General features: G+C 69.4%; 13 protein-coding genes. 6 read left to right on the top strand and 7 right to left on the bottom strand.

The genetic code is table 11. The features are described 5' to 3' along the window. Nucleotides 1–6: 6 nt before the first annotated feature. The 3 genes from OG714_RS19690 to OG714_RS19680 form a co-directional block, all read right to left on the bottom strand. Nucleotides 7–1,086: a substrate-binding domain-containing protein gene (locus OG714_RS19690; protein ID WP_406122684.1), complete on the bottom strand. Its 1,080-nt coding sequence runs from the start codon at nt 1,084–1,086 to the stop codon at nt 7–9. 199 nt (nt 1,087–1,285) lie between these two features. Beyond that, complete coding sequence (locus OG714_RS19685; RefSeq protein WP_406122682.1) at nt 1,286–1,690, bottom strand: hypothetical protein; 405 nt, start codon at nt 1,688–1,690, stop codon at nt 1,286–1,288. 135 nt (nt 1,691–1,825) lie between these two features. Next, entirely contained in the window at nt 1,826–3,037 is a 1,212-nt protein-coding gene (locus OG714_RS19680; protein WP_328679583.1) for a pyridoxal phosphate-dependent aminotransferase, read from the bottom strand. Between the two features lie 180 nt (nt 3,038–3,217). Here OG714_RS19680 and OG714_RS19675 point away from each other — a divergent pair, with 180 nt between their 5' ends. Then, nucleotides 3,218–4,054: a trypsin-like serine peptidase gene (locus OG714_RS19675; RefSeq protein ID WP_406122680.1), complete on the top strand. Its 837-nt coding sequence runs from the start codon at nt 3,218–3,220 to the stop codon at nt 4,052–4,054. An 81-nt stretch (nt 4,055–4,135) separates the two neighbouring features. Here OG714_RS19675 and OG714_RS19670 read toward each other — a convergent pair whose 3' ends face one another. Together OG714_RS19670 and OG714_RS19665 are read right to left on the bottom strand one after the other, a co-directional pair. Further along, a complete protein-coding gene (locus tag OG714_RS19670; RefSeq protein ID WP_406122678.1) occupies nt 4,136–5,731 on the bottom strand; it encodes an amidohydrolase family protein in 1,596 nt (531 codons plus the stop codon). A 43-nt stretch (nt 5,732–5,774) separates the two neighbouring features. Beyond that, nucleotides 5,775–7,058, bottom strand: a complete 1,284-nt coding sequence (locus tag OG714_RS19665; RefSeq protein WP_406122677.1) for an amino acid deaminase — start codon at nt 7,056–7,058, stop codon at nt 5,775–5,777. Nucleotides 7,059–7,197: 139 nt separating this feature from the next. Between OG714_RS19665 and OG714_RS19660 the strand changes: the two genes are divergently transcribed. The 5 genes from OG714_RS19660 to OG714_RS19640 all read left to right on the top strand — a co-directional run bounded on the left by OG714_RS19660 (nt 7,198) and on the right by OG714_RS19640 (nt 11,800). Then, nucleotides 7,198–8,244, top strand: coding sequence for a sugar kinase (locus OG714_RS19660; protein WP_406122675.1), 1,047 nt, complete (start codon nt 7,198–7,200; stop codon nt 8,242–8,244). Beyond that, nucleotides 8,241–9,002 carry an IclR family transcriptional regulator gene (locus OG714_RS19655; protein ID WP_406122674.1) on the top strand — a complete coding sequence of 254 codons (762 nt, stop codon included), beginning with the start codon at nt 8,241–8,243 and terminating at the stop codon, nt 9,000–9,002. Before OG714_RS19660 ends, OG714_RS19655 begins: the two co-directional genes overlap by 4 nt. 10 nt (nt 9,003–9,012) lie before the next feature. After that, entirely contained in the window at nt 9,013–9,423 is a 411-nt protein-coding gene (locus OG714_RS19650) for a RidA family protein (RefSeq protein WP_406122672.1), read from the top strand. 123 nt (nt 9,424–9,546) lie between these two features. Next, the gene (locus tag OG714_RS19645) at nt 9,547–11,022 is read left to right on the top strand and encodes a GntP family permease (protein WP_406122670.1); all 1,476 of its coding nucleotides are present in this window, start codon (nt 9,547–9,549) and stop codon (nt 11,020–11,022) included. An 88-nt stretch (nt 11,023–11,110) separates the two neighbouring features. Beyond that, nucleotides 11,111–11,800, top strand: a complete 690-nt coding sequence (locus OG714_RS19640; RefSeq protein ID WP_406122668.1) for a hypothetical protein — start codon at nt 11,111–11,113, stop codon at nt 11,798–11,800. A 44-nt stretch (nt 11,801–11,844) separates the two neighbouring features. Here OG714_RS19640 and OG714_RS19635 read toward each other — a convergent pair whose 3' ends face one another. Both OG714_RS19635 and OG714_RS19630 read right to left on the bottom strand, forming a co-directional pair. Next, nucleotides 11,845–13,218: a M14 family metallopeptidase gene (locus OG714_RS19635; RefSeq protein WP_406122666.1), complete on the bottom strand. Its 1,374-nt coding sequence runs from the start codon at nt 13,216–13,218 to the stop codon at nt 11,845–11,847. A gap of 192 nt (nt 13,219–13,410) precedes the next feature. After that, a complete protein-coding gene (locus OG714_RS19630) occupies nt 13,411–14,664 on the bottom strand; it encodes a hypothetical protein (protein ID WP_406122664.1) in 1,254 nt (417 codons plus the stop codon). Nucleotides 14,665–14,682 lie beyond the last annotated feature (18 nt).

Raw genomic sequence — 14,682 nt, 5'->3', positions numbered from 1 at the left:
CCCCGTTCAACCGCGTGCCCGGCGCGCCATGTCGTGCAGCACCTTCGAGGTGGGCACGGGCGCTTGCCGGACGCCGGTCAGCGTCTGGTTGAGATAGCTGGAGTGGGCGGCGGTGGCCGCGACGAACTCGGCGGTGTCGCCCTGCGGCCGGAACCCGTGCCGTACGGCGAGCCTGCGCAACGCCGGGTCGCTGCTGAGGAGTTGACCGAGTTCACGGCCCTCCGGAGTGAGCGGTACGACGGTGTGGTCGCTGTTGGCCGTGGTGTCCGGGTAGAGCACGACGAGGTCGCCGACCGGCTGCTTGTCGAGGAGCAGCGAGGCCACCTGCGACTCGTACACGAGGACCAGCGGATTGCCGGCGCCGCTGATGAAATCCCTGAACGGCGCGTCCGAGCTGGACTGTTGGGCACCCTGGACGCTGATCAGCTGGTGCATCAGGGGCGCGGTGCGGTCCACATCGGCGCTACTGGCCGCCACCCGCCCGCCGTTGGCGACGTAGGAGGCTGCTGCGAGGTACAGAGCACCCGAGTTGGAGGTCTCGGGGTCGGTGGTCGCGATGTAGAGGGTGCCGGTCAACTCCCCGTGTTTCGAGGCCCCCTTGAGCTGCTGCCAGGTCAGATCCCGCTTGGCGGCATCGAGATAGGCGGCCATCTTCAGCGTGCCGCGGTCCTGGCTCCTGTCCAGCGTGGCGAGCCCGTTGTCCGCGAGGACCTGGGCGGCGCTGCGGTGGGCCACGACGACGAGCGGCGAGTAGAAGGGCCGCGGCAGGGGCTGTTGGGCCTTGTACTTGGCGGCGAGCGCGTCGGCCGGCGCCTGACTGGAGGGGAAGGCGAAGTCGTACCCCTTGAGGTCGAGCCCTTCCATGGCCCAGGACCCGGAGGTCTCCGTCCGCACGGTGAAGCCCTTGGCGGCGAGGGCCTTCACCACATCGGGATCGGCGAAGAAGTCCGCCTTCTCCGAACCGATCACACCACGCACGGTCTTCGTTGCCGTGCTCTTGTCCCCGTTGTCCCGGCCCGCTACGACGGCTGCCACCACTCCGCCGATCAGCAACACCGCGAGGACGATTCCCGCGATACGTCTCACGAGGGGCAGCGTGCTCGCGGAACCCAACATTCCCCGAGGAAAGGGATGAACGGGAGGTGTCGGACCGGTCCCGGATCAACACGGTCCGGACGGGCGCCCCTTTAGGGGCGCGGGGCTGTATCGATTTGCGGTTCCGCCGCGTGGGCGCGACAAGCCACGACGGGCGCGCACCCGCAAGTGCACAGAACCCCTACGGCGATTAGGCGACCACGGTCACCGCATGCGCGTCCATCCGCTCGGCGGACAGAATCGCCGCCGCGGTATCCGCACGCGACGCCGCGACAACCAACGCCCGCCCGGCAAGCGCATGAGCCTTCAGGTGCAGCGCGTCCAAACGGGACGTAGAAGCGGCCGCGGCCGACGCCCGGCTGGGCGAGGCGCCACCACGCAACCGCGTGAGCTGCCCGGCAAGCCTCTCCGCGGCCACGTCCAGCTCGTCGGAAGGCTCCAGCGCCCGCAGTTCATCGGTCACCGCAAGCAGCGCGGCGAGGTGCCCCGCGAGCTGAATGTCCAGTTCCTCCTCGCGCGACCGGTGCGGAAAGTCGGAGGAAGGGGTGCGGGCCACCGTGCTGTGGACCGACTTCGTGCGGATCGGTTCGTACATGGCATGGTCTCCTGTGCTCAGACAGGAAACCATCCTAGCTTAGATCTCGTCTAAAGTTGTGCTGGCCGAAAAATTGGCCGGAAGGAGCCGAAGAAAAACGGGACCCAGAGGTTTACAACGGGCTCCGGCTGCCGCTTACGGCTGGCTGTACCCGTCCAGGAAGTTCCCGATCCGGGTCACCGCGTCCCGCAGATCGCCGACCGAGGGCAGCGTCACGACCCGGAAGTGGTCGGGCTCGGACCAGTTGAACCCGGTGCCGTGGACGACCATGATCTTCTCCTGGCGCAGCAGGTCGAGCACCATCTGCCGGTCGTCCTTGACCTTGAAGACCTGTGGATCGAGCCGCGGGAACAGATACAGCGCGCCCTTGGGCTTCACGCAGGTCACGCCCGGGATCTGGGTCAGCAGTTCGTACGCGACGTCCCGCTGCTCCTTCAGTCGCCCGCCCGGAAGCACCAGGTCGTTGATGGTCTGCCGCCCGCTGAGCGCGGCGACGACCCCGTGCTGGCCGGGCATGTTGGCGCAGAGCCGCATATTGGCCAGGATCGTCAGACCCTCGATGTAGGAGTCGGCGTGCGCGCGCGGCCCGGAGATCGACATCCACCCGACCCGGTATCCGGCCACCCGGTACGCCTTCGACATCCCGTTGAAGGTGAGGGTGAGCAGGTCCGGGGCGACCTTCGCGGTCGGGGTGTGCGTGGCGCCGTCGTAGAGGATCTTGTCGTAGATCTCGTCGGAGCAGACGAGCAGGTTGTGACGGCGGGCGATGTCGGTGAGGCCCTTGACCATCTCCTCGTCGTACACGGCGCCGGTCGGGTTGTTCGGGTTGATGATGACGATCGCCTTGGTGCGGTCGCTGACCTTCCGCTCCACGTCGGCGAGGTCGGGCATCCAGTCGGACTGCTCGTCGCAGCGGTAGTGCACGGCGGTCCCGCCGGAGAGCGAGACGGCGGCGGTCCACAGCGGGTAGTCCGGCGACGGTACGAGGACCTCGTCGCCGTCGTCGAGCAGCCCCTGCATCGCCATGACGATCAGCTCGGAGACGCCGTTGCCGATGAAGACGTGTTCCACGTCCGTCTCGATGCCCAGGGTCTGGTTGTGCATGACGACCGCGCGTCGGGCGGCCAGCAGCCCCTTGGCGTCGCCGTACCCGTGCGCCGACGACACGTTCCGGAGGATGTCCTCCAGGATCTCGGGCGGACACTCGAACCCGAACGCGGCCGGGTTGCCCGTATTGAGCTTCAGGATGCGGTGCCCTGCCGCTTCCAGACGCATCGCCTCTTCGAGAACCGGGCCCCGGATCTCGTAACAGACATTGGAGAGCTTGGTCGACTGGATCACCTGCATGTCGGTGAGCTTACGGCGGGGTAACGGGACTTGGCTCGTGCTTTCCGCCACATGAGACACCGCCGCGAACGGCCGGAAACCGCTCCTTGCCCCCACCCCCCTCAACGATCACAATGCCCATGACAAAAAGACGGCGGCCGGAAGATCTCCGGTCGCCTCGTCATAAGAGGGGACCCCCACATGAACAAGCCTCTCCTTGCCGCGCTCTCCACCCTGGCCATCGCCGGGGCGGGCGTGGCACCCGCGGTCGCCGCACCCCAGGTGGCGCCGAAGGCCGCCGCGGTGACCGTCGACTTCGCCGGCATCGTCTCGCTCAGCAACTGCTCCGGCTCGGTCATCCGGTTCCCGAACTCGACCGACACCGCCCCGGCGCTGGTCATGACCAACGGGCACTGCCTGGAGACCGGTTTCCCGGAGCCCGGTGAGGTCATCACCGGCCAGTCCTCCAGCCGTACCTTCGGGCTGCTGAACTCGGCCGGCACGAAGGTCGCCACGCTCCGCGCCAACCAGGTCATGTACTCGACGATGACCGACACGGACGTGACGATCTACCGCACCACCACCACGTACGCGGCGATCAAGAGCGCGTACAACATCAGCCCGCTCACCGTGAGCGCCACGCACCCGACCGCCGGCACCGCCATCAAGGTCGTCTCCGGCTACTGGAAGACGATCTACAGCTGCAGCATCGACGGGTTCGTGTACCGGCTGAAGGAGGGCGACTGGACCTGGAAGGACTCGGTCCGTTACACCTCCGCCTGCAACACCATCGGCGGCACCTCGGGCTCCCCGGTCATCGACACCAGCACCGGGCAGGTCGTCGCCGTGAACAACACGGGCAACGAGGACGGCGAGACCTGCACCGAGAACAACCCGTGCGAGGTCTCCGAGAACGGCACGGTGACGGTCCGCGAGGGCATCAACTACGCCGAGGAGACCTACAACATCCCGGCCTGCTTCACCTCGGCCAACGTGCTCGCCCTCAGCGCGTCCACCTGCACGCTCCCCAAGCCGTAGCGCTCCGCTGGATGTGCCGTCCTTGTCTGCGGGTGCGTCGTGGCTGGTCGCGCAGTTCCCCGCGCCCCTAAAAGCACGGCGTTATGGCGCACGGCGTACTGATCTGCCCGCTAGTTCGTCCGTTCGGCGGCCGTCCTCGATCACGAAACGGCCGTCGATCAGGACGTGGGGGATGCCGGTCGGGAGCCTTCGCGGCTCCTCGAACGTCGAACCCGCCGCCACCGTCGCGGGGTTGAACAACACCAGGTCCGCGCGGTAGCCCTCCTTGACCAGGCCCCGGTCGGGCAGGCGCAGGCGGGCCGCCGGGCGGGACGTCAGGTGCGCCACGCACTCCTCCAGGGAGAGCACGCCCAACTCCCTTGTGTACCGCCCCAGATACTCCGGGAACGTGCCGTACGCCCGCGGATGCGGCTTCGCGCCCTGGAGGATGCCGTCGGAGCCGCCCGTGTGGACGCGGTGCCGCATGATCTGGCGGACGTTCTCCTCGTGACCCACGTGCTGAAGGATCGACGGGGCGAGCCGGTCGGCCAGGAGAAGGTGGCGGGCCGTGGTCCAGCTGTCGAGGCGGCGGCCGACGTGGCCGGACAACGCGGGATCCGTGACCCCCGAGATCTCGATCGTGTCCCACTCCATCGGCACCCCGTGGCAGCCGTCCGAGCCGATCACCTCCAGGTGGTGGCGGATCCGCTCGGCGATCTCGTCGTCCGCCAGGCGCCGCAGGATCTCCTCCGGACCGCCCTCGCTCGCCCAACTCGGCAGCATCGCCACGAGCGTTGTGCAGCCGGGGGTGTAGGGGTAGGTGTCGAGGCTGATGTCCGCGCCGGTCGCCAGCGCCTCGTCCAGGAGGGTCAGCAGTTCCGGTGCCCGGCCCTCGTTCACGCCGAAGTTCATGGTGGCGTGGGCCAGATGGAGGGGGCAGCCGGCCTCCCTCGTCAGCTCCACCATCTCCTCGTACGCCTCCAGCGCGCCCGCGCCGTACGAGCGGTGGTGGGGGCAGTAGTAGCCGTCGTACGACGCCACCACCCGGCAGAGTTCGGTGAGTTCGGCGTCCTTGGCGTACATGCCGGGGGTGTAGGTGAGCCCGGACGACATGCCGACCGCGCCCTGTTCCATGCCTTCGGCGACCAACTGCCGCATCCGGTCCAGCTCCTGGGGCGTCGCCTCCCGGTCCTCCCAGCCGACGGCCAGCATCCGGACCGTGCCCTGCGGGATCAGGTAGGCCGCGTTGACCGCCACTCCGCGCCCACCGAATGCGGAGTCCAGCCGGTCCAGGTACTCGCCCACCGACCGCCAGTCGAAGTCGATGTCGTCGCCGTACCCGTTCCACCCGGTGATCGCCCGGCGCACCTCGGCGAGCGTGCGGTCGTCGACGGGGGCGTACGACAGCCCGTCCTGGCCGAGGACTTCGAGGGTCACCCCCTGCGCGGCCTTGGCGCTGTGGTCCGGGTCGCGCAGCAACGCCAGGTCGCTGTGGGCGTGCATGTCGATGAAGCCGGGGGAGAGGACCAGGCCCTCCGCGTCCAACTCCCGGCGCGCCTTGGGGCGTTGACAGCCCGCCGCCGCGGCCTCCTGCACGATCGAGACGATCCGTCCGCCGTCGATCACCACATCGGCGCGGTACGACGGCCCACCACTGCCGTCGACGACGTCCGCGTCCCGGATCACCAGCTCTTCCATGCCCATGCCTCCAGCGGGGTCCGATACGGCCTGTATACGGCTTCTAGAAGAACGTGCGGATGTAGTCGACGACCGTCCCGTCCGCCTCCGCCACCGGGATCAACTGCCATTTGTCGAAGGACGTGCAGGGGTGGGACAGGCCCATCCCGATCCAGTCACCCACCTCCAAATCCGCCCCGGCCGTCGTCCGCAGCCAGGCGTGCTGGTCGGACAGGCCGGTGACCTCGATGCCGGTCGCCGGGCGCTCGGTGCCGTCCCGGCGGACCACCTGGGCGAGGGGCAGGTCGAGGTCGTAGGCCGCGTCCCGCTTGCCCGCGTTGGCGAAGGCCTGCTCGGGGGAGGGGCGGGAGACGACCTGCGCCCAGAGCCGGAACGCGGGCTCCAGGGCGCCCTCTTCGGGGACACGTGTGAAGGGGGTGATCTCGCGGTAGTGGCCGTCGTCGTGCGAGACGTAGGCGCCCGAGCGCAGCAACTTCAGTGCGGGGAGCGAGAGTTCGGGCAGCTCGGCGAAGACGTCGGCCACCGCGTCGAACCACGCGCTGCCACCCGCGCTGACCACGATCTCGTCGAGCCCGGATCCGGTGAACCGCCCCGCCTTGTCGAACTCCACGGCGAGCGCGGTCAGTCGGCGCAACCACGCGTGCACCCGCTCCGGATCCGCCTGCGGCACCTCCCCCTCGTACCCGGCGACCCCCACCAGCCGCAGCGTCCCCGCGGCGGCCACCGCGTCCGCGACCGCCGCGCACTCCGCCTCCGTGCGCACGCCGGTGCGGGCGCCCTCGCCGGCGGCCAGTTCGACGACCACGTCCAGCGGGCGGGCGGCGCCGCGCAGGGCCGCGTCCATCAACTCGACGCCGCGCACGGAGTCGACGTAGCAGATGAAGCGGAAGCTCTCGTCGGCGGCCAGTTCGGAGGAGATCCACTTCAGGGCGGCCGGGTCGACCAATTCGTTCGCGAGGAAGACGCTGCCGATCCCGAACTCCCTTGCCACGCGGACCTGGTGGGGGACCGCGAGGGTGATGCCCCAGGCGCCGTGGGCGAGTTGGCGGTGGAAGAGCTGAGGGGCCATGGAGGTCTTGCCGTGCGGGGCGAAGGCGAGGCCGTGGCGGGTCGCGTACGTCTCCATGAGGCGGAGGTTGTGGTCCAGGCGCTCGGCGGAGAGGGCGAGGACGGGGGTGGTGAAACCGCCGGTGAAGAGGTTGCGGCGCTGGGCCGCCAACTCGGCGACCGTGACGCCGTCCGCGTCCGGGGGGAGGCCCTTGAAACGGTGGTCGACGCGTTCCCCGGCGAGCCGGGTGAGCGCTTCGGTACCGGAGTCGCGGACCATGGGGCCTCCCTGAGCTGGAGTGTTGCAATCCCTGCAACATTCATTGCGTATATCGCTTACCGCTGTCTAACATCTCGCCCAACACCGGGTCAACGGAGCCGCCGCCACCCCGGCGCACCGACGAGGAGCCATCACCATCGTGACCGCCGACGGACAGTCCACCGCCGCCCGTGACGTCGTGGACGTCGTAGCGCTGGGCGAGTCCATGGTCACGTTCCTACCCAGCCGTCCCGGCCGCCTCGCCGATGTACCGTCCTTCGATCGCGCCATCGGCGGTGCCGAGTCGAATGTCGCGTGTGTCCTGGCCGCCGCCGGGCACACCGTCCGGTGGGTCAGCCGGGTGGGGGCGGACGGCTTCGGCGACCATCTCGTCGAGACGATCGGCGGGTACGGCGTCGACGTGTCCGCCGTACGACGTGATCCCGCGCGGCCGACCGGCATCTACTTCCGCACCGCCGGGGACCGGGCCACCGACGCGCACGAGGTGGCGTACTACCGGGCCGGGTCCGCCGCCTCCGCGATGGCCGTGGCGAACGTGGACCTGGCCGCCGTACGGGCCGGGCGAGTGCTGCATCTGTCCGGGATCACCCCGATGCTCTCCGCCGGCTGCCTCGGCCTGGTCCGTGAGCTGACCGCGATCCGCGCTCACCGCCCGCTGATCTCCTTCGACGTCAACCACCGCCCCGCGCTGGGGCGTTCGGCCGACGGCCCGAGCGTGCTGCTGGAGCTGGCGCGCGGCGCGGACCTCGTGTTCGTCGGCGAGGACGAGGCCGCCGAGGTCTGGGGGCTCGTCGGGGCCGATGCCGTACGGGCCGCGTTCCCCGACCCCGAGACGCTCGTCGTCAAACAGGGCGGACGCGGGGCCACCGTCTTCCACCGCGACGACGTCACCTTCGAGCCCGCGCCGCACGTCGACGTCGTCGCCGCGGTCGGTGCCGGGGACGCCTTCGCCGCCGGGTTCCTCTCCGCGACCCTGCGGGGACTTCCCGTACGGGACCGGCTGCGGCACGGGCATCTCACGGCCGCCGCCGCCCTCACCGTCCCCGGCGACCTCGCCGCCCCTCCCGTCCGTGACTACGCCGACCGGCTGGTCGCCCTGGACGAGCGGGCGTGGGGGAGACTTCGACTCGGCCCCGGCTGGACCGACGCCGCCGACTGGGCCGACGAGGAGGTATGTACGCCATGAGTCAGACCGTCGACCGCGCGCTCAGCATCCTGCCGCTGCTCGCCGAGGGCCCCGCCGACCTCGGCCGGGTCGCCGAGCGCCTCGACGTCCACAAGTCGACGGCCCTGCGCCTCCTGCGCACCCTGCACGAACACGGCCTGGTCTACCGCCAGTCCGACCAGCGCTACCGCCTCGGCGCCCGCCTCATCGCCCTCGCCCAGGAGGCGATGGAGAACCTCGACATCCGGGAGATCGCCCACCCCCATCTCGTCCGGCTGAACGAGCAGTGCGGCCACACCGTCCACCTCGCGGTGTACGAGGAGAACGAGGTCCTCTACATCGACAAGGTGGAGAGCCGCTACCCGGTGCGGATGTACTCGCGGATCGGCAAGCCCGTCGCCATCACGGTCGCGGGCGTGGCGAAGCTGCTCCTCGCCGACCTCCCGGACATCGAGCGCCGGGCCCTCGCCGACAAGCTCGAATACCCCATGTACACCGCCCGCTCCACCCCCAACGCCCCGGCTTTCCTGAGGGAGTTGGAGAAGGTGCGGGAACAGGGCTGGGCCACCGACCTCGGCGGCCACGAAGAGTCCATCAACTGCGTCGCCGCGCCGATCCGGGGCGCCGACGGACGCGTGGTCGCCGCGATGTCGGTCTCCGCGCCCAACGTCGTCGTCACCGCCGACGAACTCCTCACCCTGCTCCCGCTGGTCCGTCGTACGGCGGACGCCATCAGCGGGGAGTACTCCGGCCGAACCCCCGTCAAGGACCCCGTATGAAGGACCCCGTATGACCGAGAAGACCGCGCTCACCCCCAAGACCCACACCGCCCCGCCTGCCAAGTTCTCGCACGGCGTCCGCAAGGGGAACCTCCTCCAGGTCGCCGGGCAGGTCGGCTTCCTCCCCGCCGAGGAGGGCAAGCCGCCGACGCCCGCCGGCCCGACCCTGCGTGAACAGACCCTCCAGACCCTCGCCAACGTCAAGGCGATCCTGGAGGAGGGCGGCGCGAGCTGGGAGGACGCGATGATGATCCGCGTCTATCTGACGGACGTGGACCACTTCGCCGAGATGAACGCGATCTACAACGAGTACTTCGAGGAGGAGGAGCTGACGGCTCCTCCCGCCGCGCGCACAACGGTCTACGTCGGCCTGCCCGCCGGGCTGCTCATCGAGATCGACGCGCTGGCCGTGCTGGGCTAGTACCGAGCCGGCACCGCTCCAACTCCCGCACACCGTACGACGGTTCGGCGCCCTCCGGGGTGCCGCGCCGCGATCCCCCCTGCCCCGAAAGCCCCATGCTCTTACGACCCAGAGGACCCCCACATGTCCCTACCGCTCGCCGCCACCGCCCCCGCGACACCACCCCACACCGGAGGCCTGCTCCTTCTGCTGGACGGCACAGCAGGCCTGTTGACGGTCGCCGCCATCGGGATCGCGCTCCTCCTCTTCCTGATCATCAAGGTCAGACTCCAGCCCTTCGTGGCCCTCCTCGCCGTCTCCATAACCGTCGGCCTGCTCTCCGGCCTGTCGGTCACCGAACTCTTCGGCACGGTCCAGCGCTCCGACGCCGTCTCCACCATCGAGTCCGGCATGGGCGGCATCCTCGGCCATGTCGCGATCATCATCGGCCTGGGCACGATGCTCGGCGCGATCCTCGAAGTCAGCGGCGGGGCCGAGGTGTTGGCGTCCCGGCTGCTCAATCTCTTCGGCGAGAAGAGAGCCCCGCTCGCCATGGGCCTGACCGGCCTGATCTTCGGCATCCCGGTCTTCTTCGACGTCGGCATCTTCGTCCTCGCGCCGATCGTGTACGCCGCCGCCAAGCGCGGCGGCAAGTCGATCCTGCTCTACTGCCTGCCGCTGCTCGCGGGCCTGTCGATGACCCACGCGTTCCTGCCCCCGCACCCCGGCCCGGTGGCCGCGGCCGGCCTGCTGCACGTCCAGCTCGGCTGGGTCATCCTCATGGGCATCGTCTGCGGCATCCCCGCCGTGCTCGCCGCGTGGGCCTACGCCGCCTGGGTCGGCAAGCGGATCTTCGTCGCCGTACCGCAGGACATGGTCGAGGCGGCGGCCGAGGCGAAGCAGGCGGTCATCGACGAACAGCGTGAATCCGGCGTCGTACCGCAGGAGAAGCCGGTGTCGCTGGGCACGGTCCTCGCGATCATCGGTACGCCCCTCGTCCTGATCCTCGCGGCCACCTTCTCGTCGATCGCCTTCGACCCGTCGACCGGCCGCTCGGTGGTCGAGTTCTTCGGCAGCCCCTTCGTCGCCCTGACGATCGCGCTCCTCCTCGCGTACTACCTCCTGGGTCTACGCCGAGGCTGGTCCCGCAAGTCCCTGGAGACCGTCTCCACCGCGTCCCTCAAGCCGGTCGGCAACATCATCCTGGTCGTCGGCGCGGGCGGGGTCTTCGGCGCCGTCCTGAAGGCGAGCGGGGTCGCGCAGGCCCTCTCGGACACCTTCCACGACGTGGGCCTGCCGGTGCTGGTCCTGGCGTACCTGATCTCGCTGGTACTACGGGTCGCACAGGGTTCGGCGACGGTGGCGATCGTGACGACGGCGGGCATCGTGGCCCCGCTGCTGGCGGAGGGCGATCACTCGCAGGCCTTCGTCGCCCTGGTCATCATGGCCATCTCGGCGGGCTCGATCTTCGCCTCGCACGTCAACGACGGCGGCTTCTGGATGGTGGCGAAGTACTTCGGGATCAGCGAGCGGGACACGTTGAAGACGTGGACCGTGCTGGAGTCCGTGCTGTCGGTGGCGGGGTTCGCGGTGGCGGCCGTATTGAGCGTCTTCGTGTAGAAGTTCGCCCGGGACGCCGTGTAGGCGTCTGATAACGAAGTAGGGGCTGGCTGTGCCTGACACAGGATCGTCGACCATACTTCGCGCTGTGGAGCAGCGCATAGGTTCGAGCAGCCAGCCCCTGGAGGGCGCCGGGTTCGACCCGGCCTTCGTCCCCGGGCTCACCGCACCCGCCGTGTCCTCCGACAAGCCGGAGGACACGAAACCGCGGGACGCGGAGCCTGAGGACGCGAAGGCCGAGGCGGCGGAGCCGGAGGAGTCGTCGTCGGTCGAGAAGGCCGAGGCCGAGAAGGCCGAGGCCGACAAGGCCGTTGCCGAGGACGGCGACGTCGATGCCGACGTCGATGCCGACGTCGATGCCGACGTCGACGCCGACGCGGATGAAGCCGGCGAGGCTTCGTCCGAGGAGTCGTCCGAGAGCGGTCCGGTCTTCGAGGCGTCCGACCGTCGTGCGGAGATCGTCGCGGACGAGAAGGGCGTACGACTGCGCCTGGACGACCAGAACTGCGAGTTCCGCTGGGACGAGATCGGCGCGATAGAGACCGAGTCCCCGCGCTTCGGCAAGCGGTTCACCATCACGGTGCACACTCCTGACCGCCGCTGGTACCCGATCGAGATCGAGGCGGCGGCCAGGAGCAGGTTCGCCGAGTGGGAGACGCAGCTCGACGCTGTTCTCGACGCGTACTTCGAGGACGGCGACGAGGACGAGGACGACGGGCCCGCCGAAGTGGACGAGGCGGCGCTCGCCGAGGCGGAGGCCGAGGTCCGCAAGGACTAGTCAGCCGCAGTACAAGGACCGACTGGCCGCAGTACGAGAACCGACTAGCCGCAGTACTGGGCCTCTTTGCCGATGGACCGGTACATGCAGTCCGCGTTCTCCAGCAGTTGGAACACCGCGTCCCGGTTCCGGGAGGTCTCCCGCTCGATCACCTCGTCGGGCGGGTAGAACCCACCCCCGGAACTGGACGCCGGGTACATCTCGAAGGTGTAGTCGAAGATCTTCTGACTGCCCCAGAGATAGTCGTCGATCGAACCGTCCGTGATGTACAGATCGCTGGACTGCTCGGCCGTGTACCCGTTGCTCGCGCCCATCTTCTGCCCGACCGCCTTGAACGCGGCCGCGTCGTCCGCGGTCATCCCGGTCGCCGTGTCGGAGTACGTGTAGCCGAACGGCCACAGCACCAGCTCGCTGTACGTGTGGAAGTCGATCCCCGCGGTGATCTGCTGCTTCCCGCCGACGACCCGGCTGCGCACGAAGTCCGCGACGACCTTCACCTCGGGCGCCGACTCGGCGGACGCGCCCCGGTAGGTCTCGGACGAGGTCGAGCCCGAAGAGCCGCCGCAGCAGCCCCACTTGTAGTTCCAGTTCCGGTTGAGGTCCGTACCGACGTAACTGGAACCGGAGTTGGGCTGCCGGTTCTTGCGCCACGACCGGTAGGACCCGGTGGCGATGTCGTACTCGCCGCCGTCCGGGTTGAGATCGGGCACGATCCAGATCTCGCGGTTGTTCACGATGTTCGTGACGCGGGAGTCGGTGCCGTAGCCCGCGCCCAGTTCGCGCAGCAGGTACAGCGCCATCTCCACCGTGAGGTGCTCGCGGGCGTGCTGGTGGAAGGTGAAGACGACCTCGGGTTCGCTCTCGTCGGTGGCCACGTTGTCGCTGACCTTGATGGCGACGATGTCCCGGCCCTGGTACGACTTGCCGATGACTTTCTTGCTCATGATCCCGGGGTAGGCGGCGAGCCGCTGGTCGATCTCCGTGTTCGCCTCGGCGTAGTTGTGGTACTTCGCGTCGGCCGAGGGGAAGTCGAGGAGCCGTGCGCCGTCCGCGGCCGAGGAGCGGTCCGGGGCGGAGCCCAACAGCGAGACGGTATAGCCCTGTTGGCGCAGTTGCTTGATCTGGGCGGCGCGGCCGGAGACGACCACGGTCTCCTCGTCGGCCTCGTCCACGGAGACGCCGGACCGCGCGATGGCGGTGCGGGTGACGGGCGTGTTGTGGTCGACGTGGATCTCGTACTGGCGGATGTCGTCCGCGGCCGGGGCGGCCTGGTGCGTGCTGTCGGCGGTGGCCTTGGACGCGGTGGCCGCCGTGACGGGGGCGGCGAGGGCGAGGGCCATCAGGGCGGCGAGCGCGGCGGTGCGTCTGCCGCTGGGGGTGCCGCTTCGGGTGCCTGAGCCGCGTATCCGGAGTCGCATGAAATCTCCTTGCTGGAGTTGGGGGGTGTTTCAGTGCGACGTGCGTGAGGTACGGCGTGCGGGTGTGGTCCGGTGTGGTGTCCGTGTGGGCTTTCCTGTGTGCCGCCTATGGTGAAGTGTTGGCATGGCCAGGTCAAGGACGAACAAAGTGTGCCCTGGCGGAAAACGGCCCTCCTGCGAACCCCCGCCGGATCAGAGCCAGTTGGGGCTGAGCGCGATCTCCCGGAGCTCCTTCATGGTCAGGGCCGGGGCCTTTCGGGTCGCCGCGGTGTCCTGGGCGCCGGAGTTGAAGGCGCTGATCACCACCCGCCGCCCGTCCGTCCTGATGGTGTCGACGGTCCACATCACGACGCCGGAACCGCCCTTCTCGCCCGGCCCCTGATGCGTGGCGACCTTCGTGCCGTCGGACAGGACCTCCGCGCCGGAGCCGAACAGATCACCCTCGACATCCGACATGTCCGCCTGGACGTTGACCTGTACGAAGGTCTTGCCCTTGCCGTCGTCGACGACGAGATAGCCGAACCCGGAGTCGTCGGTGTCGCCCGCCTCGGACACGGTGAGGCCCTTCGGCAGCAGGGTCCGGAGCGTGGAGGTGACGGACAGGGCGGCGCCCGTCTCGGTCGGACTCGGCGGTGTGACCGGCGAGTTGGGGTCCACCGGCATCGCGTCGATCGCGTCCCGCCAGGCCGTGGCGGCGGCCAGCTTCCTCAACTGGGCCGGGGACAGCGGGGGTTGGCTCCTGCTGATCGGCGCGTCCTTCTCGGCGGCGGCGTTCCACTCGCTGATGCTGACGTGCTGCCCCTGCGGGGTGACCAGTTCGGCGTTCCACAACTTGGTGTCCACCCGGCGGTCCGGATACTCGTACCCCTGAAGGACCATCACCACCGACCCGTCCGCCAACCGGCTCGTGCCGCACGCGTCGTAGTGCGCGAACGCCTTCCCAGGACACTGGGTCGTCTGCCGCGCCTGGTCACTCCCCGGCTGCACCCGGCCCAGGCCGACCTCTACGGCCGCCGCGCCGTTGCCGTCGTCGTAGACGAGATGGACGTACGGCGACAGTTCGTCGTCCGTGCCGCGGGCCTCCGCCTTCGTGAAATGGCCCTCCGGGAGCAGCTTTTCGAGCGTACGGATCAGGGCGCCGCCGGAGACGGAGGCGGGGGTCGACGTGGCCGTGGGCGACGCGCTGGTGGCGTGCGCGCCCTGTGCCTCGGCGGGGTTTCCGCTCGGCAGCAGCAGCGCTCCGCCCACGCCGACGAGGGCGATACCGGCCGCGCCGCCCATGACGGCGGCGTTCCGGCGTCGCAGCAGGCGCCGTCGTCCCTTGAGGGCGCCTGCGGTGACGAGTGCGGCGCGGTCGGTCTCGAACGCGTTGCCCGCGTCGTGCAGGCCGGCGGTGAGCCGTTCCTCGAAGGGGTCGAGGAGGTCGCTGTGCTGGGCGTCGGACATGGCGGACCACCGTTTCGC

This window comes from Streptomyces sp. NBC_00989, from assembly GCF_045162655.1.
In the GTDB taxonomy this organism is placed as follows: Bacteria; Actinomycetota; Actinomycetes; order Streptomycetales; family Streptomycetaceae; genus Streptomyces.
The sequence above is the reverse complement of the archived record's forward strand: the minus strand, read 5'-3'. Positions and strand labels throughout refer to the sequence as shown.